Source organism: Oleisolibacter albus, from assembly GCF_003336875.1.
In the GTDB taxonomy this organism is placed as follows: domain Bacteria; phylum Pseudomonadota; class Alphaproteobacteria; order Azospirillales; family Azospirillaceae; genus Niveispirillum; species Niveispirillum album.
This window is the reverse complement of the sequence record NZ_QGNJ01000004.1, coordinates 28,194-48,447: the sequence shown is the minus strand read 5'-3', so window position 1 is coordinate 48,447 and position 20,254 is coordinate 28,194. Positions and strand designations below refer to the sequence as shown.

23 protein-coding genes are annotated in these 20,254 nt (G+C 71.2%); 4 read left to right on the top strand and 19 right to left on the bottom strand.

Going from position 1 to position 20,254, the window contains the following annotated elements:
- Positions 1–33 precede the first annotated feature (33 nt).
- The 4 genes from DK368_RS06750 to DK368_RS06735 form a co-directional block, all read right to left on the bottom strand.
- Positions 34–687 (bottom strand): periplasmic heavy metal sensor, encoded by a 654-nt coding sequence (locus tag DK368_RS06750; protein WP_114393184.1) that lies wholly within the window; start codon positions 685–687, stop codon positions 34–36.
- Entirely contained in the window at positions 684–1,181 is a 498-nt protein-coding gene (locus DK368_RS06745; RefSeq protein ID WP_155524501.1) for a hypothetical protein, read from the bottom strand. The genes DK368_RS06750 and DK368_RS06745 overlap by 4 nt, the downstream gene beginning before the upstream one ends.
- Positions 1,178–1,822, bottom strand: a complete 645-nt coding sequence (locus tag DK368_RS06740; RefSeq protein WP_114393182.1) for an RNA polymerase sigma factor — start codon at positions 1,820–1,822, stop codon at positions 1,178–1,180. Before DK368_RS06740 ends, DK368_RS06745 begins: the two co-directional genes overlap by 4 nt.
- Positions 1,823–2,006: 184 nt before the next feature.
- Entirely contained in the window at positions 2,007–3,167 is a 1,161-nt protein-coding gene (locus DK368_RS06735; protein WP_114393181.1) for a hypothetical protein, read from the bottom strand.
- A 280-nt stretch (positions 3,168–3,447) separates the two neighbouring features.
- Here DK368_RS06735 and DK368_RS06730 point away from each other — a divergent pair, with 280 nt between their 5' ends.
- Positions 3,448–3,846, top strand: coding sequence for a ribbon-helix-helix domain-containing protein (locus DK368_RS06730; protein ID WP_338045693.1), 399 nt, complete (start codon positions 3,448–3,450; stop codon positions 3,844–3,846).
- Positions 3,847–3,910: 64 nt separating this feature from the next.
- Here DK368_RS06730 and DK368_RS06725 read toward each other — a convergent pair whose 3' ends face one another.
- The 3 genes from DK368_RS06725 to DK368_RS06715 form a co-directional block, all read right to left on the bottom strand.
- A complete protein-coding gene (locus tag DK368_RS06725) occupies positions 3,911–4,792 on the bottom strand; it encodes a TIGR01459 family HAD-type hydrolase (protein WP_114393179.1) in 882 nt (293 codons plus the stop codon).
- A 111-nt stretch (positions 4,793–4,903) separates the two neighbouring features.
- Entirely contained in the window at positions 4,904–5,968 is a 1,065-nt protein-coding gene (locus tag DK368_RS06720) for a quinone-dependent dihydroorotate dehydrogenase (protein WP_114393178.1), read from the bottom strand.
- On the bottom strand, positions 5,965–6,372 hold the full coding sequence (locus DK368_RS06715) for a DUF952 domain-containing protein (RefSeq protein WP_114393177.1): 408 nt from the start codon (positions 6,370–6,372) through the stop codon (positions 5,965–5,967). The genes DK368_RS06720 and DK368_RS06715 overlap by 4 nt, the downstream gene beginning before the upstream one ends.
- A gap of 197 nt (positions 6,373–6,569) precedes the next feature.
- On the opposite strand from DK368_RS06715, the gene DK368_RS06710 reads away from it, so the two are divergent.
- Positions 6,570–6,788 (top strand): hypothetical protein, encoded by a 219-nt coding sequence (locus DK368_RS06710; RefSeq protein WP_155524500.1) that lies wholly within the window; start codon positions 6,570–6,572, stop codon positions 6,786–6,788.
- A 16-nt stretch (positions 6,789–6,804) separates the two neighbouring features.
- Here the strand turns inward: DK368_RS06710 and DK368_RS06705 are convergent, their stop codons facing one another.
- The 8 genes from DK368_RS06705 to DK368_RS06670 all read right to left on the bottom strand — a co-directional run bounded on the left by DK368_RS06705 (position 6,805) and on the right by DK368_RS06670 (position 15,439).
- Positions 6,805–7,203, bottom strand: coding sequence for a cell wall hydrolase (locus DK368_RS06705; protein ID WP_114393175.1), 399 nt, complete (start codon positions 7,201–7,203; stop codon positions 6,805–6,807).
- A 58-nt stretch (positions 7,204–7,261) separates the two neighbouring features.
- The gene (terL, locus tag DK368_RS06700; RefSeq protein WP_114393174.1) at positions 7,262–8,740 is read right to left on the bottom strand and encodes a phage terminase large subunit; all 1,479 of its coding nucleotides are present in this window, start codon (positions 8,738–8,740) and stop codon (positions 7,262–7,264) included.
- 5 nt (positions 8,741–8,745) lie between these two features.
- Complete coding sequence (locus DK368_RS06695) at positions 8,746–11,121, bottom strand: glycosyl hydrolase family 28-related protein (RefSeq protein ID WP_114393173.1); 2,376 nt, start codon at positions 11,119–11,121, stop codon at positions 8,746–8,748.
- Positions 11,122–11,210: 89 nt separating this feature from the next.
- Entirely contained in the window at positions 11,211–11,732 is a 522-nt protein-coding gene (locus DK368_RS06690; protein WP_114393172.1) for a hypothetical protein, read from the bottom strand.
- Positions 11,732–13,627, bottom strand: coding sequence for a phage tail protein (locus DK368_RS06685; protein WP_114393171.1), 1,896 nt, complete (start codon positions 13,625–13,627; stop codon positions 11,732–11,734). Before DK368_RS06685 ends, DK368_RS06690 begins: the two co-directional genes overlap by 1 nt.
- Positions 13,624–14,196, bottom strand: coding sequence for a phage connector family protein (locus DK368_RS06680; protein WP_114393170.1), 573 nt, complete (start codon positions 14,194–14,196; stop codon positions 13,624–13,626). The genes DK368_RS06685 and DK368_RS06680 overlap by 4 nt, the downstream gene beginning before the upstream one ends.
- Before the next feature lie 105 nt (positions 14,197–14,301).
- Positions 14,302–14,574 (bottom strand): hypothetical protein, encoded by a 273-nt coding sequence (locus tag DK368_RS06675; protein ID WP_114393169.1) that lies wholly within the window; start codon positions 14,572–14,574, stop codon positions 14,302–14,304.
- Positions 14,575–14,623: 49 nt separating this feature from the next.
- Positions 14,624–15,439, bottom strand: a complete 816-nt coding sequence (locus tag DK368_RS06670) for a phage capsid protein (protein WP_114393168.1) — start codon at positions 15,437–15,439, stop codon at positions 14,624–14,626.
- Positions 15,440–15,805: 366 nt separating this feature from the next.
- On the opposite strand from DK368_RS06670, the gene DK368_RS06665 reads away from it, so the two are divergent.
- Positions 15,806–16,603, top strand: a complete 798-nt coding sequence (locus DK368_RS06665) for a hypothetical protein (protein ID WP_240002371.1) — start codon at positions 15,806–15,808, stop codon at positions 16,601–16,603.
- Positions 16,604–16,657: 54 nt separating this feature from the next.
- Here DK368_RS06665 and DK368_RS06660 read toward each other — a convergent pair whose 3' ends face one another.
- A complete protein-coding gene (locus DK368_RS06660; protein WP_162305918.1) occupies positions 16,658–17,395 on the bottom strand; it encodes a glutathione S-transferase family protein in 738 nt (245 codons plus the stop codon).
- A gap of 70 nt (positions 17,396–17,465) precedes the next feature.
- Between DK368_RS06660 and DK368_RS06655 the strand changes: the two genes are divergently transcribed.
- Positions 17,466–18,185 (top strand): helix-turn-helix transcriptional regulator, encoded by a 720-nt coding sequence (locus tag DK368_RS06655; RefSeq protein ID WP_114393166.1) that lies wholly within the window; start codon positions 17,466–17,468, stop codon positions 18,183–18,185.
- Here DK368_RS06655 and DK368_RS06650 read toward each other — a convergent pair.
- The 3 genes from DK368_RS06650 to DK368_RS06640 all read right to left on the bottom strand — a co-directional run bounded on the left by DK368_RS06650 (position 18,127) and on the right by DK368_RS06640 (position 20,227).
- Entirely contained in the window at positions 18,127–18,831 is a 705-nt protein-coding gene (locus tag DK368_RS06650) for an RES family NAD+ phosphorylase (protein ID WP_240002370.1), read from the bottom strand. The two genes, DK368_RS06655 and DK368_RS06650, sit on opposite strands and share 59 nt — an antisense overlap.
- A 31-nt stretch (positions 18,832–18,862) precedes the next feature.
- Positions 18,863–19,216, bottom strand: a complete 354-nt coding sequence (locus DK368_RS06645; protein WP_114393165.1) for an MbcA/ParS/Xre antitoxin family protein — start codon at positions 19,214–19,216, stop codon at positions 18,863–18,865.
- A 240-nt stretch (positions 19,217–19,456) separates the two neighbouring features.
- Positions 19,457–20,227 carry a capsid assembly protein gene (locus DK368_RS06640; protein WP_114393164.1) on the bottom strand — a complete coding sequence of 257 codons (771 nt, stop codon included), beginning with the start codon at positions 20,225–20,227 and terminating at the stop codon, positions 19,457–19,459.
- Positions 20,228–20,254: the final 27 nt, after the last annotated feature.

The following is a 20,254-nucleotide window of genomic DNA, read 5'->3' as shown; positions in this document are numbered from 1 at the left end:
GTCAAAGATGGCGGAATCGCCGGCGGCGCGCGCTCATGGCCGCGGCGGCGGCTCGTCCGGGCCCTGCGGCCCCGCCCCCCCCGCCGGACCCGGGCCGGGCGGCCCATCGGGCCTGGGGCCGGGTCCGGAGAGCGGGGCGCGGTCATGATCGAAGGGAATGCCGCCCGGCCCGCCCCCCTCCAGCAGACGGCCACCCTGCGGCCCCATGCGGCCGGCGCCGCCCGGCACCGGGATCTTCCATTCCGCCATGCGCTTGCGCCCCTCGGGCGAGAGCTGGGCCACGGCCGTGGCCAGGATCTCCTGCTGGTTGGCCTCGAAGCGGTCCCGCACGGCATTGACATCCGCCAGAGCCTTGCGGAAGGCGGCTTCGTCGAACGGCTCGGCCTTCAGGATCTCCCGCGTGGAATCGATGCCGGTCCGGATGGCCTCGATCATCGTGCGGAACTTCTCCTGGTCCGGGCTGAAGGCCTGGCGCAGGATGGCGGCATCCTCGGGAGACAGTTCCTCGGCCAGCCGCCGCACGGCGGACAGGGGACCTTCCATGCCGGGTGGCAGCCGCTCCGCCATCACCGGCGGGTGGTCGGGCCGGGGATGCAGCCAACCGGGCACAAGGGTGCCGATCAGGAACAGGTTCAGGCCGACCGACCCCAGCAGGGCCAGCCGTGTGGCGGTGGTGGCAGACATCATTCGAACAGGCTTTCAATGGTCGACGGAGCGAAAGCGGCCACAGCAACGCCGCGCTGCTCCACCGTCGCGGCGCTCGCCGCGGCGGCAATGCTTGAGGTCATGCCGGCGGATGAGACCGACCGGGGCGCGGTCAGGCCGACAACGATCCCTGCCAGGGCGCAGACGGCCAGCCCGGCGGCCTGGGGCCACAGACCCGTTGCCGTGCTGCGCAGCAGATCGGCCAGGGCGGTCCAGACGGACCGCCGTTCCGGCAGGGCGGCCAAGGCCGCCGTGACGACCCGGTCCACCCGGTCAGCGGAGACGGCCGGACCGTCCGCCAGGTCCAGCAGCCGCTCCAGCGCCTTGGCCCGATCGAGGACGGCCCTGGCCTCGGGCGAGCGCGCCAGCAGGATCACGGCGGCGTCCCCCACGCCATCCGGCCAGCGGGATGCCTCGGCACCATGCGTTTCCAGCAGGACGCGGAAATGATCCAGCGTCATCGTGGTTCCAGTCATTTTCCCCCCTCACCCCTGCCGAGACCAAGGTCCCCGAGACGGGCGCGCAGGGCGCGCCGGGCACGGGCAAGCAGCGACTCCACGGCAGAGACCGATAAACCCAGGACCCGGCCGGCCTCGGCGGCCGACAGATCCTCGTAATAGCACAACGACAGGGCAGCCCGCTGGCGGTCGGGCAGATCCCGCAAGGCCTCGCCCACCAGCCGGGCCTGTTGGGCCTGGTCCAGCAGGGCGGGAGCATCGGGCGACGGGTCCGGCAGATCCGGCGCCTCCTCCATCCCGGCGAAGGCGGGACGCCGCCGCCGGTCAAGGCAGAGATTGACCACGATCCGGTGCAGCCAGGTGGAAAACCGGGCCGTTCCGTCGGGCCGCCATGTCCCCGCGCGGGTCCAGACCCTGATCCAGGCCTCCTGCACGACCTCGTCGGCCTCGGCCGCACTGCCCAGGATACGCTGGGCCACCGACAGGGCCTTGGGCGTATGCCGGCGGGCCAGCCGGGCAAAGGCGGCCCGGTCGCCCTCGGCGATGCGGGCAAGCAGCTGGTCGTCCCCCGGCTCCGCCGCAACAGCGGGAACCGGCGGATCAGAAAGAACGGACGGGGCGAACCCGTTCGGTTCCAAGGTCTGGTTCAGCGCGAACATGCCCCTTTCACGCCAGGTCCTCCGCCGGCCTGTCGGCCCGCGCGACATTTTTTTACCAGGATTTCATCCCCATGGGGTCCCCCATCCGCAGGGGATGAGGCCCTGGCATACAGACAGGCGCGCGCCAACTCCGCCTGCATCGGCTCCGGCCTGACGACAGCAATCTTGCGCCGGCGGCGGCACTCTAGGGGAGAGCGGCGGAGGTCTGGTCGCCAAGACTGAGGGTCCCTGGCCCGACCCGCTGGATGGCCGGCGTGCCGGTGTGGTGGGCAAGGCTGATGCGGCCGGGGCCGGTCAGCAGCAGCTGGGGCGAGGCCGCCGTACCACCATGGCTCACCGCGCCGGGGCCGATGACCGCGGCGACGAAACTGCTGGCCTCCCCCTCGCGGATCGTGATGCGGCCGGTACCCGGCAGGGCCAGGGCCACGGGACCATCCTGGCGCCCGATGCCGGCGGCGCCGCTGCCGGGCAGGCTGACCGTCAGCCCCTCGCGCACCACACCGATATCCGCCTGTCCCGATCCCGCCATATCGACGAAGGCCTGACCGGCGCTGCCGACGGCGACGGACCCGGCCGCCGGCATCTGCACCGCCAGCAACCCGTCCACAGCGGCCAGCCGGACCGTGCCGCTCTGGGTGATGCGCACCCGGGCCGAGGTGACATGGCCCAGATCCAGGCTGCCGCGCGCCAGTTCGACCCGCACCGGTGCGGCCAGATCGCCCTCCACCACCAGATCGCCGGTCATGTTGTTGACCAGCAGCGGCGTGCCCTTGGGTACGGTGAAGGCCAGTTCCGTCGGCGGTGCGCTGTCCGGGCCGGGGCCCGTCACCCAGAGCAGCCCATGCTCCACCTCCAGCGTGTAGCGCTTGCGGCTGTTGACCAGGGTGAACAGGACCTCGCGGGCCCCCTCCTCCACCCGGATATGCACGGTGCCATTGATGTCGGCCAGCCGCAGCCCGGCCGGTGCCGGTGCCACGGCAGCCAGACGGTTGCTGCCATCCGCCGCCGTCTGACGGTCGAGGTAACGGATCTTGCCGGACTGCCCGTCCATGGCATCGGAGCGGGCGGTGGCCGCCTTGGCCGCCAGATCCGCCGCCGTCTTCACCGATTTGGCGATGGCGCCGATGTCGATCAGGCTGGTTGGCGGCAACGGAGCCGCAGGCACCAGCGGGGGCAGGGGCGGGAGGGGGGCCAGCGCCGCGCTGTCCGGCAGGGCGGCCGGCTCGTCCGGCGTGCCGGTCGCCAGTCCCCAGCCGATGGCAAACAGAGTCACGGCAATGGCGGCGATGCCGCCACGCGGAATCCCAGGGGTCAGACGGGGGCGGACATAGGGGCTGGCATCCATGGCAGGGTTCCCGGGCAGGTCCTCTCCGACGATTGACCCAGGATAATGCATTCCGGGCCGCTGTCTGCGGCAGTTGCAGCGGCGTTACAATTTTCCGGGGCGTGTTACACCAGTCCGCCTGGATCAATGATCGCTTGCCATGGCCCGCTGGCGTTGCGGTTTGACCGGCCGGCTCGCGCCAATCGTCGGATACGGATTTAACCCTATTGTGTCATACAAGTAGACTCAATAGATTGCGTGCAACCTGGGTCTAGTCCTGAACATATGCGGATGGTTGCTAATGGCGGCGAAGCGGCGTCCCCCAATGGTCCCCGACGATACCGCGCCTGAATCCATGCGGGCGATTTGCCGGAACGTCGTCGTCTCCGGTCGCCGGACCAGCATCCGCATGGAACCTTTGCTGTGGGAGAGCTTAGGGGAGATTTGCCGGCGCGAGGGCCGTGCCACCAATGACGTGGTGGCGCTGGTCGATGCCCGGCGTGGCGACAGCGCCCTGACGGCGGCCCTGCGCATCTTCATTCTCAGCTATTTCCGCCACGCCGCGGCACAAGTTCCGGTGCCGACGGCGCGGCTGCATATGGGGCTGGCGGAAGAGCCGTCGGAACTGCTGCCGCCGGGCCGGCCCCAGTCGCAGGTGTTCAAGCGGGCCCTGACCATCTTCGCCGACGACGAGGGCTGAAGAAGGAAGGGCCGAGGGCGGACCGGCGGGAAGAGGCGGGCAGGACCGGGGCGGTCCCCGCCTCTCACCAGCGCAGGCTGGGAATGGCCGCCGTGGGCCGGTGGCCGCCGGCCGCGACCAGCGCGCCGAGCCGAACCGGGTCGGGATGGCTGCCCCAGGCGCTGCCCAATTCCTCCCGGTGGATGCCGCCGGTGATCAGCAGGCTGTCGATGCCGGCGGCGTTGGCGCCGGCCACGTCGGTGCGCAGGCTGTCGCCCACGGCCAGGATGCGACCCGCCGGAATGCCGCCCAGCAGCTGGAAGCAGCGGGCATAGACCGGCGCGTGCGGCTTGCCATGATAGCGCACATCGCCGCCCAACTCGGCATAGCGCCGGGCCAGCTCGCCGGCACAGATCACCATGCGGCCACCGACCACCACCACCAGATCGGGATTGGCACAGAGCATGGGCAGGCCGCGGGCGGCACAGGCCTGCAACACCGGCTCGTAATCGGCCAGGGTCTCGTCGAAATCGTCGATGCCTGTATTAACGACGAAGTCGGCCTCGGCCGGGTCGAACACCCGGACCCGATCGGCCAGCCCGTCATAGACGTCGTTGTCGCGCGGCGGGCCGATATGGAACAGCCGTGGCCCCAGGGCGGCATGCCAGGGATCGGGCCGGTCGCGCAGCGCCTCGAAACTGGCCTCGCCGGAGGTGTGGAGGGCGTCGTACAGGGCCGGGTCGAGGCCCAGCCGGTCCAGCTTGGCCCTGGCGGCCGGCACCCGCCGTGGCGCATTGGACAACAGGCAGATGCGCTTGCCCCGCTGTTTCAGCGCCTGGAGACAGGGCACCACGCCGGGATAAAGCTCCACCCCGTCATGGATCACCCCCCAGAGGTCGAGGATGAAGCCGTCGTAACGGTCGGCGATCTCGGACAGGCCATGCAGCAGCGGCAACGGGGTCGACATCCAGGCTCCGGGGGACAGGGAAGACGGCCCCAGATCTAACCGCTTCCCCGCGCCCGGCCAAGCCCGCGCCGGACAGCCGCGGCATGTCCCGAACGCAGTGTCGCGCGCCGCTCAGGCGCGGTGGTCGGCGCCGACCGCGTCGGCCACGCTGGCGAAGCCGTCGCGGGCGAGACAGGCCGCCAGTTCCTGCTTGACCCGACCCACCATGGCCGGTCCGCCATAGACCATGGCCGAGTAGAACTGCACCAGACTGGCGCCGGCGCGGATCTTGGCATAGGCATCGGCCCCGCTGGCGATGCCGCCGACGCCGACCAGCGGCACACGGCCGCCCAGATGGCGGTAGAACTCGCCCAGCACCCGGGTGGACGGTCCCATCAATGGCCGGCCCGACAGGCCGCCGGCCTGGGCCGCCAGATCGGCCGGAATCTCTGCCGGGCGGGCCAGGGTGGTGTTGGAGATCACCATCCCGTCGATGCCGCTGTCCAGCACCACGGCGGCGATGTCCTGCTTGTCCTCGTCGGTCAGGTCGGGGGCCACCTTCACCAGCAGCGGCGTCTTCGTGCCGGTGGCCGTGCGGGCGGCGAGGCAGGCGTCCAGCAGCGCGGCCAGGGCGTCCCGCGACTGCAGGGTGCGCAGGCCCGGCGTATTGGGGCTGGAGACATTGACCACCAGATAGTCGGCCAGCGGCGCCAGCCGGCGGATGCCGGCGGCATAATCGGCCGCCGCATCCTCCTGCTCCTTGTTCTTGCCCACATTGGCACCGACGATCCCGGGCCAGCCGATGCCGCGCAGATCCTCCAGCCGGCGGGCGAATTCCTCCAGCCCGCGGTTGTTGAAACCATAGCGGTTGATCACCGCCTGCGCCGTCGGCACCCGGAACAGGCGCGGGCGCGGATTGCCCGGCTGGGGCCGGGGCGTCACCGTGCCCGGCTCGGCGAAGCCGAAGCCCAGCTTCAGCACGGCGGCCGGCACCTCGGCATTCTTGTCGAAGCCGGCGGCCATGCCCACGGGGTTGGGGAAGCGCAGGCCGAACACCGTCGTCGCCAGGCTGGCCGGATCGGGCCGCGGGTCGCCGGGAACCAGCCCCAGGCGCAGGGCCAGCACCGTCAGGGTGTGGGCGCGTTCCGGGTCGGCGGCCATGATCAGCGGCCGCAGCAGCGGGTAGAGGTCGATCATGCCGGGCCTCGGTCGTCGGCACGGTCGCGACCGGAAACGGACTCCGTCGTCCCGCCGGCCACATGCGGCGGGAGCACATGCAGACCGTCCGGCCCCAGGGGCAGCGGGTCCACCCGCAGCACCTGCGACGGCAGCAGCGCGCCATGGAGATGGGGGAAACGCTGGCCGCCGCGGGACGCTTCCCATTTCAGGGCCGGCCCCAGCCCCTCTGCCGCCACCGTCAGCAGCAGCAGCCCGGTCTGCCCGGCCCGGTGCTTGGCGGCGCTGCCCGGCAATTGCCGGGCGTCGGAAAAATGGATGAAGCCGTCGGCCAGATCCTGGGAGGACCCGGCATAGGCACCGGCGATCAGCGCCGCGTCCCATTCATCGGCGCGGCACATATGGAAGATCAGGGTCGTGGTCATGGCGCGCACCCTAATCCGAAAGACCGGACCTGACCAGGGCATCGCGGCGGCCCCGGCAGCATGGCCGGAGTCAGAAAATTCTATCCAGAAGCATACAAAGGCAAGGACTATCCCGACGCATAGATAACTTCGCGTCCGCCGCAATGATACTTCTTATCCACGCGCAGTTATTTTGCAGCGTCGACGGGGAGGTCGAAATGAACGGGTTCGGCACCGAAATAAAGATTGAGACAAAAGAGCTGAGCGGCCCGATGCGGGCGGCCCTGGCCGAAGTGGAACGCATGGCGAGCCGTGGCTTGACCACGGTGCCCCTGAAACCCAGCCAGGAAATGCTGACGGCCGGTGCCCGTGCCGGCAAAGTGACCATCGACACGGTCATGCGCGTCTATGCGGCAATGCTCGAAGCGGCCGACTGAGCCATCCCCGCAATATTTACCGATAAAACAGCAGGCGCCCGACCATGAAGGTCGGCGCCTGATCCTGCGACCAGGCGGGCGCCGCATCCACCCGGTGGAAGCGCACGGCCCCGCCGGTGGGATCGGCGATCTGGCCCGCCAGGGCACGGCGGGCGATGCGGCGGGCCGCCGCCAGACGCGGATCCCCCTCCAGCCCGGCCGCCCCCTCGGCCTCCGATAGCGGCAGCCGGCCGGCCTCCCCTGCATTGATGAGCATGGCGGCCAGGGCCTCCATGGCCGCCACCCCATCGGCCTGCCGCAGCAGGACGCGGGCCAGGCATTCCGCCGGCCCCGGCGCGCTGACCTGGATGGCGCCCGGCGCCGGGCCGGTATCGGGGCGCAGGGCCGGTCGGGGCGCGGGTCGGGGCGTGTGCATCGTCGTCTCCTTTGATCCTCATTGAGGCACAGCATCAGGGCGGGCCGGCCGCAGCCGGTCAGGCCTGGAAATCCATCTGGGCCAGGAAGGGCGACCCGTCGCCGGACCACCGGGACGCGGCGCGCAAGCCGCCGGCCAGCAGAGCGCCGGCCACGGCGTCCAGGCCGTCATCGGCACCGCCGCCCAGGGGCCGCCACTCCTCCATCTCCTGCAGCAGGCGGGTGGCGAAGACGCTGTCATGGGCATACAGGTGCCCGGCCAGCAGCCGTGGCTCCCAGGCTTCCAGGATGCGCAGATGCTTGGCCCGGTCGGCCCGGAACGGCTGGACCGCGGTGGTCCCCCCGGACCGCTGGATGGTGTCGCGCAGAATGCGGGGCAGGAAGCCGCCCAGCCCGTTGCTCTCCACATGGATGCAGGGCAGGGCGAAACGGGCGCACAGGGCCGCCACCTGTCGGCACTGATCCTGCGCGGCTTCCGTTTCCGGCGGCACGCGCAGATAGACCACCCGGTGCAGCCAGGCCAGCCCGGCGCTGTCGGTGAACAGGATGGCGACCACGCTGCCGTCGCCGCCCTGCTTGGGGTCCAGACCCAGCGCCGGGTCCCAGAAGGCGCGCCCGTTCAGCAGCCGGCGCCCCTCCAGCCGGTGGCTGATGCTGCCGTTGGCCGCGGTGATCTCGATCTCGCCGGCATAGCGGCGCAGCCGCGCCGGGTCCAGCCGCCCGTCGCTGTCGCGCCGGGGCAGCAGCAGCATCTGGCTCTGAAATTTGGCCTCGCCGCTGCGGCGGCGGATGCGCTCCAGCGTTTCGGGGGTGAAACGATCCGCCCACCAGGTGGTCCCGTCCGGCTTTTCAATCGGAAGCTGCCGGCGGGCGAAGCCGGCCAGGAACGGTTCCTCCTCCCCCAGTTCCGGGCGCGGCTGGGCGGCATAGATGCTGTAATAAGTGTGCGGCGTGCCGATATAGAGCAGCACCCCGCCCGGCGACAGCACATGGGCCAGCTCGTTGAGGCGCCGGCGCAGCTCGGTGCGCTTGGCCGCCGTGCCGCAGCTGTTGGGCACCTCCACATCGTCGCAGATCACCAGATCGGCATGGCAGCCCGTGACATTGGCGCCGATGCCCTTGGCCACCATGCTGGGATCGCGCTGCACCCGGCGGCGCACGACGGTGAACTCCTCCGCCCCCCACAGCTCCACCCGCGCCGGCTTCAGGCCGGGGCGGAGCTGTTCCAGCACGCGCTTGACCGTGCGCACCATGCGCTTGGCCAGCCCCTGTTCGGCCGCCAGCACCAGGATGCGGGTATCCGGCTCCCGGATCAGCCGCCAGGCGCAGAACAGGCCGACGATGGTGGACTTGCCGCTGTCGCGGAAGGCCAGCAGCAACAGGTCGCGCCGCCGCGCCTGCCATTGATCCTGCAGCCAGTCCGCCATCTCCTGATGGATGTCGGGGGTGGCCAGGTCATAGGCGGCATTCCAGGCCGCCAGGAAGGCGGGAAAGGTCGCGAACTCGTCCCCCGCCTCCGTCCAGTCCGGGTCCGCCATGCCGGTCAGATCCGGCCCAGCAGGTGCCACGCCGCCCCATCGGACAGCAGGCTGGCCGCCGCCCCCTTGACGCCCAGCACCAGCGCCGCCCCGTCCGGCCCGCCACCGGCGGCGGCGGTGACGGTCACGGCATTGGCCGTGGCGTCGGTCTTCTTCACCAGCACGCGCCGGCCGGCATTGGCGGCGGCCGGGGCCGGCAGCCGCACCTCCACCGCCCCGGCGAAGCCGCTGACCAGATAGGCGTCGGCCGTCAGGTCGGGCAGCAGCAGCCCCGCCGCCTCATGCACACGGGTGGTCAGCAGGGCCGGGCGGCTGGCCGTCACCCACCAGCCCGCCCCGTCAGAGAACAGGCTGACGAAATCATAGCGCCGGCCCAGCGGCCAGACCCGTCCCTCCGGCCCCACCCCGCCCCCGGCCTGGGTCACCGTCACCACCCCGTCGCCGCTGTCGGACTTCTTGATGGTCAGGCTGCGGCCCACGGCCCGCGGGTCGGACGGCGCCGGCAGCCGCACCTCCACAGCGCCGGCGGCAGCGGAGATCAGATACAGATCCTTGGCCAGATCCGGCTCGAACAGGCCCGCCGTCTCATGGAACTGGGCCGTGCCGGGGCGGCGGCTGGCGGCGGTGACCCACCAGCCCGACCCGTTGGAGACCAGGGACACGCTGTCATGGCGGCTGGCCAGCAGCCAGGGCTGCCCGTCCGGCCCGCCGCCGCCGGGTTCGGTCACGCGGACGGCATTGTCACTGGCGTCGGTCTTCTTCAGCGTGACGATACGGCCATTGGCGCTGTCCGCGTCGGGCAGGCGCAGCTCCACCGGCCCGCCGAAGGCGGAGACCAGATAGGTGGTGCTGGCCAGGGTCAGCTCCACCAGCCCGCCCTTTTCCGGCTCCACATATTCGGTGTCCAGGCTGAACCCCTCCACCCGCAGGTCGGTGATCTGGGTCTGTTTCAGCAGGTTGCGCACGGGATGGCCGGCATTGACGGCCGTATAGGCCCGCGCCCCGCTGGTATCCCACAGCGGCGCCCCGCCGGTGGCGCTGAACAGGTTGACGATGCTGGTGTTGGCGGAGCCGTTGTCGATGCGGATGCCCGGCAGCGCCCCCAGGCTCTCGGCATAGAAATTGACGACCAGCGTCTGGTCGGTGGCGGCCCCCAGCCGCAGGCAGGCCTCGCCGCCTTCATGCAGATTGGCCTCGCAGTCGATCAGGCTGGTGTTGAAGCGTGCCGCCGACAGGAAGAAGCCGCAGCCGCCGAGCGGCGCCGACAGGCTGTAGACCCGCACATCATGCAGCTTGTTGGCGTTGGGCGTATCGCCCGCCCCCGACACCGTGGCCAGCACCCCGTGCAGACGCGGCCGCGCCACCAGAACGCGGGCGATATGGTTCCAGTAGCAGGGCCGGTCCGGATCGTCGTGGCCGTCCAGGACAAGGCCGATCTGCGCGTCCCAGATGGAGACATTCTCCACCACGTTCTTCACGCATGGCCCGTCGCGGCCATAGAGCTTGACGCCGCTGGCCCCGCCGACGATGCGCAGGTCGCGCAGGGTGGCATAGCCGTCCACCAGCTCCACCGCATTGAAGCCGCTGGGATAATCCGGCAGCGCCGCGGCATCGAAAGGCTGCGGCCGGGCCTGGATGACGCTGCCCTCCCCCAGCCCGTACAGGGTCTGCCCCTGGCCCAGCGTGATGGGACCGCTGGTGCGGTAGGTGCCGGGCGGCAGGAACACCGCCCGGTGGGCCGCCAGCGCCGCCCGGATGGCCAGGGTGTCGTCGCCGATGCCGTCGCCCACGGCGCCGAAATCCTTGACCGAGACCTGATCGCGCAGCTTGGCCGAGACCGGCCGCGGCACGGCGCCGGCACCGATCTGGCTGACCGGCCCTTCGCCACCCCCGCCCTGCACCAGGGCGGCAGGGTCCAGGGCCACCGGATTGCCATCGGGATCGAACCCCAGCAGCCGGCCGGCGCGGGCGGCGCGGCCCGGCAGCTCGCCCAGGGCCGGCAGGTCATCCGCCGGCCAGCGCAACATGCGCTCCTGCCGGGCGTGCAGGTCCTGCAGGCCCGCTGTCAGCCGGTCGAGACTGTCGTTGAGGGCGCGGGCGGACAAAGGCCCGCTTTCCAGGAACTCCCCCGTCCGCTCCAGCCGCAGCCGCCGTTCCAGGGTCAGCACGCACCCGGCCGCGGGCGCGGTGTCGAACCGGACGGCCCCGCCGGGCGGCGCCATCTCCACGCTGAAGCCGGCCTCCATCGGGGCCGCGTCCAGGCGCACCGCCAGGTCGGCAGGGCTGAACAGGGGGAAGGGAAAGCCGAAGCGGGTGGTGGTCCCGTCGGCCAGATACTGGATGCGCGGCGTCACCGCCGGCACCGCACCGGTGTCGGTCATGGGCTGGGTCCTGTCATGGGGCGGGGATGGGGGGAGACGCGGAGGTGCCGGGGTTGGGGGCGCGCTCCCGGCAGGCCGGATGCAGCCGCTCAATAGCCCCGCACGGCCCGCTCCAGCCGCTGGCGCTCCTGCAACTGCGACAGTTCCAGCAGGTTGCGGCGGTTGGCGGCCTGCTCCCGCTCGGCCAGGGTGCGCAGGCGCAGGCTGTCCAGGCGCTGGCTGCTTCCGGCCTCGGCGGCGCTGTCGTCGATCAGCCCCAGCAGGATGGCCTCGCCGGACCCGTCCGCGCTGGAGAGGCCCTGGCCGCCCAGCCTGGCCCGGCTGCGGCCCACGGCCCGGCGCAGGGCGTTGCGGCGCTGCCGCTCCGTGTCCGCCGCCTGGGCGGCGATGCGCTCGGCCTCGATGCGGTTCCCGGCCTGCAACGCCGCCAGATCCTCCGCCTGCCCGGCCTGGAGCTGGGCCAGATCCTGGGCCTGCCCGGCCGCCAGGATCGCCTCGGCGTCATCGTCGCCGTCGCCGCCGCCGGTCAGCCGGCGCACGCCGCGCACGCCGCCGCGCAGCGTGTTGAGGGTGGAAAGGGTCGCCAGGGCGGGGGTGGCAAGTCCGGCCATCAGTCATTCACCTTCAGCTCGTGCAGGGCCGCCAGCAGGGTGAAGGGCAGCGGCCGGTCCTCCTCGATGCGCCAGTGCGGGCGGGTCTGGGTCAGGCTCCAGCCCAGCGTGGCCAGACGGCGGTCACCGGTGAAGGGCGGTGCCGGAATCTCCGCCAGCACCGGTCCCGCGGCCCGGCGCAACGGCACCTCCTGCGGCCCCTGCCCCAGATCGGCCCGCAGCACCGGCGTGTCCTGCAGACGGAAGGTCACCGCCAGCAGCCGGCGGCAGCGCCCCTGCCCCTCCGCCGCCATCAGGTTGGGCGGCAGCGGCTCCACCACATGGGTGAAGCGCAGGCCCGCGGCCACGCCGGCCGCCGCCCGGCCCAGCCGCAGCTTGCCGGCGGCGATGCGCTGGTCCGGCTGGACCATCCCGTCGGCCACGACCGCCACCCGCCGGCCGGACAAATGCTCCAGCCCGGCCCAGCGCGGCGTCGGCGTCTCCGCCCGGCCGGACAGGCCGCAATCCACGGCCAGATCGGCATCCCAGACCTCCAGCAGGACCCGGCCGTCGCGCTCGACCAGCCAATGGACGGCACCGCCGGCCAGGGCCAGCGACAGCACCCGCCCCGCTGTCTCCAGCCGGGTCCAGGCCATGACCTGTTCGGCCCGGTAGAGGGTCAGGGCGGCGACGGTCCCGTCCCGCTGCACCGCCAGGGCCAGCCGGCGGCGCCGGTCGTAATCCAGATCCACCGTGCCCGGCAGCAGGTGCCGCGCCGTCAGCGACAGGTCGTTGGCCTGATAGGCGCTGTCCAGATCGGCCCATTGGAATTCCCGCAGGCTGCCGTCGGCCCCGGCGAACAGGGTGGCCCCGTCCACGTCGCGCGGCGGCACCTGCCGTTCGGCCGGGCTGCCGATGCGGGTCTGCCGGTCCAGCCGGATCTCGGCCGGGGTCAGGGGCTGGCCGGTCACGGCCCATTCGCCGCCGGTGGTGAAGACCTGCAGATGCCGGCCGGAGACCACGGCCCGGATCGGGTTGACCTCGTCCGACAGGATGGCGAACTCGATGGCGGCATCGTCCTCCCCTGTGCCCAGCCCGAAATCGAACAGGGCGCCGGAGCGCGACAGCCACAGCCGGTTGGGCAGGTCGCGGCTGCCGCCGATGACCAGCCGGTCCTGGTGGAAGCAGACGGAGACGGGCCAGCCGCGCACCGGGCTGAACGCCGCCTCCTGCCAGTCGTCGGTCGCAGCGGCGTCGGGAAGGTCCTCGGCCAGATCCAGCTCGGCCAGGATGGGGGAGCGGACGGCGGCGATGCGCCCGGCCTTGCGCCGGACATGGAAGGGCTGGCCCTCATGCCCCGGCTGGAACACCGGGGCCGACGCCGTCAGCCGCACGCGGCCGCTGGTGCCGGACGGGGTCAGGGTGATGCCGGGATCGGCGAAGCGGAACACCGGCAGGCCGCTGCGCCCGCCGGTCCCGGCGAAGGTCCAGGGCTCCAGCCGCCAGCGCCCCTCGCCCAGCCGCGACAGGCGCTGCGGCGGCACCTCGGGATGGCAGAGCAGCAGCACATCGGCACTCTGGGCCCAGCGCAGGGCCGACAGCCGGTCCTGGGCCCAGGGCGTGGCCAGCACCCCCTCCACCAGCCCGTCGCGGACGATGGTGACGGCATGGTCGGTGAAGGCCAGCACATGCTGCTGGGCGTTGTTGAAGGTGAAGGCCACCAGCCGGCCCGGCCCCGGCAGCGTCGCCAGATAGGCGGTGCCGGGGCGGCGCACGACCCCGCCCGTGGGCAGGATCAGCACATTGCGCAGGCGCGCGGCGCCATTCTCATAGGCGCGCAGATCGCCGCGGCCCAGCAGCTCCGGCGACAGCTCGCCGCCGGTGAAGCTGGTCTTCACGCTTTTCAGCCGGGTCATGACCAGCGCGCCTCCACCAGGGTGAAATCCTCGAATCCGGGCTGGCTGTCCTGTTGGGCGTCCACCAGCCGGGCGCGGCGGAACTCGGCATCGGCCAGCCGCCACAGCGCCTCGGCGCGGGCGGTGTTCTCGGTCAGCGGCACACAGAACTCGGCCGCCAGCCGGGCGATCAGGGCCTGATCGAAGAAGGGGGGGAAATCCTCCTCCGCCGGGCGGGCGATATAAGTCAGGATCACGGCCTCCGCATCGGCCAGCAGGCAGCGGCCCTGGATGCGGTAGGTCAGGCCGCGGCCGCGCCCGCCGGTCCCGGCCGACAGCGCCCGCAGGAAGTCGGCCGGCAGCTGGAAGGCGGCGCCGAAATCGGCCGCCGGCACCGCGGCCAGCCGGGCCAGCGGCGCCTGCCGCGTGGCGAAGCTCCAGGCCTGGGCCGACAGCAGCCCGTCGCGCACGGGGCCGAACAGGCCGGCCGCCACCGCCGCCTCGGCGGTGCCGTCGGTGAAGCCGCTGATGGGGGCGGCGCCGATCTTCAACAGGGCGCGGGCGCACAGCCCGATGGCGGTCAGGGCCATGGTCGGCTCCTTTCTGTCAGGGAAGCCCCCGGACGGGGCCGGGGGCACGGGTCGAGGGAAGCCGCCGGACGGCGGCGCCCGGCGGCGGAGGTCCCAGGACCAGCCTCAATCGGTGTCGGTGGCGCCGACCGGGGTCAGGTCGGCCACATCCACCACCCCGGCGGCATTGGCATTGACCAGCAGGATGCCGGCGGCCGGGCTGGCCCCGGCCGTGCCGGTGTTGGCCAGGATCATGTCGCCCACGCGCAGCATGGACTCGGCGGCATTGAAATATCCGCTGACGCGCACGCCCGTGTGCGGGTCGGGCGTGGTGTAGTGCCAAAGCGTGAAGCCGTTGGCATAGGCCAGCACGCTCAGGTCCCTCTTGGCAAAGGCCATGGTGGTCATCCTTTCAGACGGGAACGGGGAGCGGGAAGGGGCGTGCGCCCTATTCCAGGCAGCGCAGCGTGACCACGCCGGCCGGGTCGATCAGGCAGGCGCCCTGGCTCATCATGGTGTTGACGAAATGGGCGGCGCGGTCGCCATGCCAGGTGATGTCGGTGCTGACATCGGCCCCGGCGGCATGGCCGATGGCGGTCTTATGGTACCAGTGGCAGAGCCGCGCCCCGCCGCTGAGGGTCAGGCCGGAATGGGGCATCCACAGGGTTCCCAGCCAGCGTTTGGCCTGGGTGCCGCGCCAGGGCAGCTCGTCGGTGCCGACATAATCGGCATCGGCGAATTCCGCGATGGCCAGCAGCTGACTCCACTGCTTCCAGCCGACCACGGCGGTGCGCTGTCCGTCATCGGGCACATCGGCCGCCCCCAGCTTTTCGAAGGCGGCCAGCACCTTGTCCCGGGTCAGCCCGTCACCGGCCGTGCCGGCGAAGGCGGTGCCGGCGTTCAGGGCCTGGATGATCAGCTCATCGGTCTTGCGGCCCAGCGCATAGGCGCCGGCATTGGCGATGACGCTGCGCTCGTCGATGTTGGTCTTCAGCTCGTCCAGCTTGTCGACCCAGTCGCCGGCGTAATAATCGGCCAGCACGCATTCCACCGTGGCATGGTCGGTGTTCATCACCGGCACCTGGCCGTGGCGCGACTTGGTGCTGGCGCTGCCGCGGCCCACCTTCTGGAACACGGCGGAGGAGCCGCGGACATTGTTGCGGCTCCGCACGGTGGCGCGCAGCTTGGACCCCATGCGCTGATAGGCTTCGTGGACCTCTCGCTCGAACTGTTTGACGAAGGCCTGTTCGATGGTCGTGGACATGGCAGGATCTCTTTCCTGATAGCGGTCGGGAAGGGATCCGGTCGGATCGGTTGGCGCCACCCTGGCCGGGGGCGGCGGCCTTTCCTGTCGGATGCGGACAGCCGGTCACAAAAAGGCGCGTCCCGCCCGGACCGCCGAGGTCTGCGCGATGGCAGGCCTGGCGGTTGCCCCGGCGGGGCGCGTCAGTCTGGAAGGGGAGCCGTCCCGTCGAGACCCGGACCCTCCGCAGGGCTGCGGACAAGGGTGTGGCCCCGACAGTTCATTTCTAGGTTTTTATTCCTTTTACTGTCAAGCCCTTTTGTGCAGCCTGGACGCGAGGCGGGCAGATGAAGCAGGATCACCCTGCGGCAACCGGGGGAGGACGGCGTGGACATCGATCACCAGCAGGCCCTGACCTGGCTGACCACCGGGGGGACACCCCGGTTCGAACCACCGCTGTTCCAGCCGCGCTACACGCCGATGCAGGCGCAGGACTGGCAGTTGCAGCTGGTGCCGCTGATCATCGTCCGCGGCTACTGGAGCGACACGTCGGTGGCCACCGACATGGCCGTTCTGACCCGCACCCGCCCGGATGGCGGCCACGACAGCTGGATGTCGATGTCGCCGATGGAGCTGGAAAGCCAGGAGATCGGCTGCCTGGAGGCGCGGGGCCATACGGTGGTCATGGGCCTTGGCCTGGGCTGGGCCGCAGCGGCGGCGGCCATGAACCCGGCGGTGACGGCGGTGACCGTGGTGGAGATGGACCGGGCCGTGCTCGATCTGCACCAGCGGCTTTGCCTGTTCGAGCAGCTGCCGGCGGCGGCGCGGGACAAGCTGCGCGTGGTCGAAGGCGACGCCCTGGACTGGACGCCTGACCAGCCGGTGGATTTCCTGATGCCGGACATCTGGCTGCCGCTGTACAGCGGCCCCGGCCGGGTGGAGGAGGTGCGGCGGATGCAGGCCAACACCGGGGCGCCGCTGATCTATTTCTGGGGGCAGGAGCTGGTGCTGGCCGCCCTGGCCCGTGACCGGCTGGGCGTACCGGTGGAGGCGCTGGACGCCGACACTTTGCGCCGGGCCGCGGCCCTGACCGGCCTGCCCCTGGCCGGGCTGGACCGCCCGGACTATGCCGACAAGCTGCGCATCGCCGCCCTGCGGCGGCTGCCGCCGGCACAGACCGCCTGACCCGCGGGCGGCACTGCTCCGGCGGCCCGCCCCGGACGGGCTGGCCTGCCCCGCTCAGGCCGCCTGCGCCGTGGCCAGATCCGGGAACCAGCGCTCCAGCCCGCGCCGGTGATAGGCCAGCAGGTCCGGCGACGCCTCCGCCGCCCGGCGCAGCGGATGGTCGAACATCGGAGTCAGCAGATTGACGACCATGGCCCAGGCCGTGCAGTCGGCCGTGCCGGGATGGTCGCCGGCCAGCCAGGGCCGGTCCGCCAGCAGCGCCGCCAGCGCCTGCACGTCGCGCACCCCGATCCAGGCGATCTCCTCCGGGCTGTGGCGGCCCAGCCCCTGGGCCTTCAGCGTGGCCTCGACACCGGCGCGGGACCCGTCGGCCACGGCGTCGCGGATGGCCTCCGGCAGGTCGCCGAAATAGGCCGGCTTCAGCACCTGCCAGTTGGCCGGATCGATCCAGCGGCACCAGAGCAGGGCGAAATAGAGCCGCTCCTCCACCAGGGCGGTGACGGCGGTGGCCACGGCCCGGTCCCGCGGCGTCAGCCGCGCGTCGGGATCGTGGCCATGCAGACGGATGAGATGATCGATGACCAGCGTGCTGTCGGCCACGCTGCGTCCCGTGGCATCGACGATCCAGGGCGCCTTGCCCTTCGGCCCTTCGGCCGGATCACCCACCGCGACGACCTGATAGGGCAGGCCCACCAGCTTCAGCCAGGCCTCCAGCTTCAGGCAGAACGGGCTGAAATTCAGCATGCCCGGCGGCGGCACGAACTGGTGCAGGATGATCTGTGGTGCGGTCATTTCGGTTCCCCCTTTGTTCCGTACTGACACAAGGGTTGTGCCCGATCCCTGCTGACAGCATTCTGTCAGCATGCGCCGCGCCGACCGCCTGTTCCAGCTGATCCAGATTCTCCGCCGCGAACGGGGGCGGCCGGTGACGGCGGCCACCCTGGCCGCCGAGCTGGAGGTGACGGTGCGCACCGTCTACCGCGACATGGCCGACCTCCAGGCCCAGCGCGTGCCCATCCGCGGCGAGGCCGGCGTCGGCTATGTGCTGGGCAGCGGCTACGACCTGCCGGCCCTGATGTTCACCGAGGATGAGATCGAGGCGCTGGTGCTGGGCGCCCGCATCGTGCAGAGCTGGGCCGATCCCGGCCTGGGCCGGGCGGCGGGCGACCTGCTGGCCAAGGTCGCCGCCGTGGTGCCGCCGCCGCTGCGGGCCAAGATCGACGGGCTGTCGCTGTTCTCGCCGCCGGCTGGCGCCGCCCCGCCACCCGGGCTCGACGTGGCCCGGCTGCGCCGCTGGGTGCGGGAACAGCGCAAGCTGCGCATCGCTTATGCCGATGCCGCCGGGGTCCAGACCGCACGCATTCTCTGGCCCCAGGCCCTGGCCTTCTTCCCGCCGGTCTGGCTGCTGGTCGGCTGGTGCGAGCTGCGCCAGGATTTCCGCAGCTTCCGCCTGGACCGGGTCGGCGCCGCCGACTTCCTGGAGGAGCGCTATCCCCAGATCCAGGGCCGACGGCTGGTGGATTTCATCGCGCGGATGCGGGCGGAGCCGGCAGCAGAGGGGCCAAGCGCGGGTCGGCGCTGAACAGTGGCAAGGGCATATGCAGATCCAGCCGCGGAAATTCCCGGCGGGCCTGGACTCCGTCGGAACGCAGGAACAAGGCCCAGGTCTCGATCCGCTTTGGCTGATGCGAGGCGAATCCCGCCGGGGTCAGCAGGGCCACATTGCAGCCGGCGTCGGGATCACGCACGGACTGATAGCGCACGGCCTCGACTTCCGCGGCCCGTGCGGCATCGGCCAGAGACTGGCACCCCTCGTAATCGGTGGGATGAATCCAAACGGCGCTGTCTTCGGCGAAGGGCGCGGCAGTCAGATCGATCAACCGCGCGACGGATACAGCCACGGAGAAAGCTGTGAATTCCTTGGGAAGGCTGGGGAGCACCGTTCCCGGCGACTCCGCAAAGAACAGCAGGCGATAGAAGGCCAGTTCATGCAGTGCGGTCTGCACTGCCTCTGCGGCATAGAATGCACCCTCGCGCTGGCCGGCCCGACGGAAACGCGAGCCATGGGGATAGGGTGCATAGCGAAACGGCGTCGCCAACAGGAAGTGCAACCCCTTGCAGGCTGCCGGCATCGGCGGTTTCACCTCCTCGATCAAGTCCTCCAGAAGGGCCTGATCATCCGGCTCGGCCAGCCGCATGGTGGAGACGCGGTGCTGCGCCTCCACCACCCGCCAGAGGTCATGGCGGTAAGGCCGGGCCTCAGAGCCAACCGCGTCGGGCGTCCAGATAGGCAACCGTATCCACCAGGCCAGTTACGGACCGGAGCCGCTCCAGCGGCACCGCGTCGAGGGCAAGATTGTGACTGCGCAGCCAGGAGTTTGACGCGGCATCGTCCCCGCCGGTGATGCTGTCCAGACTGCGGAACAGCCGGACCAGGATCTGCCCGAGTTCAAAAGGCTTGCTGCCACGCTGCAAACGGAAACTGCCGCGGCGCAGGCGGGAGATGCTGGCTTCCGAAAGGCCAAGAATGGCAGCAAGTTCCGTATTCGACAGATCGAGCAGGTCGGCGGCACGGACCACGGCGGTGCTTAAAACACGCTCCTGCCGGTTCATGGCGGATTCCGGCACGGCACTAGGGACGGGCGGGCTGTTCATGGCGCTTTCTCCAGAAAGAACAAGCGCTGTTCGTGTCTGTGGAAATATCACTCCTCTCCGCTGCCCGGTCAAGGTCTGACCAGCGCTTTGCCACTATCTCACGACTGATCCATTCCCGCGGCTCCGTCTTGGTCGAACAGCCGTGGATCGACATTCCACGGCTGTTCGGCACCCGAGATGGACACCTGACAATCCCTGTCACCGGCCATAGATCTGCCGGAAACCCTCGGTGACGCTGGCGATGAAGGCCGGGTCGCGGTCGCGCCAGTAGCGGGGGTCGCGGACCATGCGGTGCAAGTCGCCCTCGCCCAGGGCTTCGGCCCCGCCGGTCTTCAGCGGGCCGGGCTCGGCCCCCTGCATCAGCCGGTGCAGGGCCATCACCCCCTCGGCGGTGCCGGACAGGGCCTCCACCACCGGGGCCGGCAGGTTGCGCCGGGCCCAGGCCAGGATCTGGCGGGACACGCCGCGCCAGGCCTCTGGTCCGCCGAACTGCTGCACCAGCCGCTCCATCTCGCGCTCGGCTTCCATCTCGGTGGCCAGCTCGCGCAGGGCCGGCAGCAGCACCTCCGCCGCCAGATCATAGACCAGCTGCGCCTGCGACTGGTCCAGACCGGCGGCATGCAGCCGGGCGTTGACCGCCGGGTCCGGCCGGAACAGCCCGTGGTCGCAGGCGATACAATAGCCGTCCGGCGTGTCGGGCCGGTCCGGACCCGGGCCGACTCCAGCCCCGGCGGCGATTCCGGTGGCGATCCCGGCGGACGGCGCGGTCTCCGGGTCGGCCAGCAGCGACGGCCGGGCGGGCGGACCGGCAACCGGACCGGCAACCGGCCCGGCGGACAGGCGCTTCTCCAGCTCAAGATAGGATTTCAGCAGCGCCTCCACCCGCAGCGTGCCGCTGCCGGCATCCCAGAATTTCTCCGGCACGCCCGGCGGGCACGGGACGGGTTCGGTAACGGCGGTCGGATCCATGGCGGTCTCCAGTGATGGGGGCGGGCG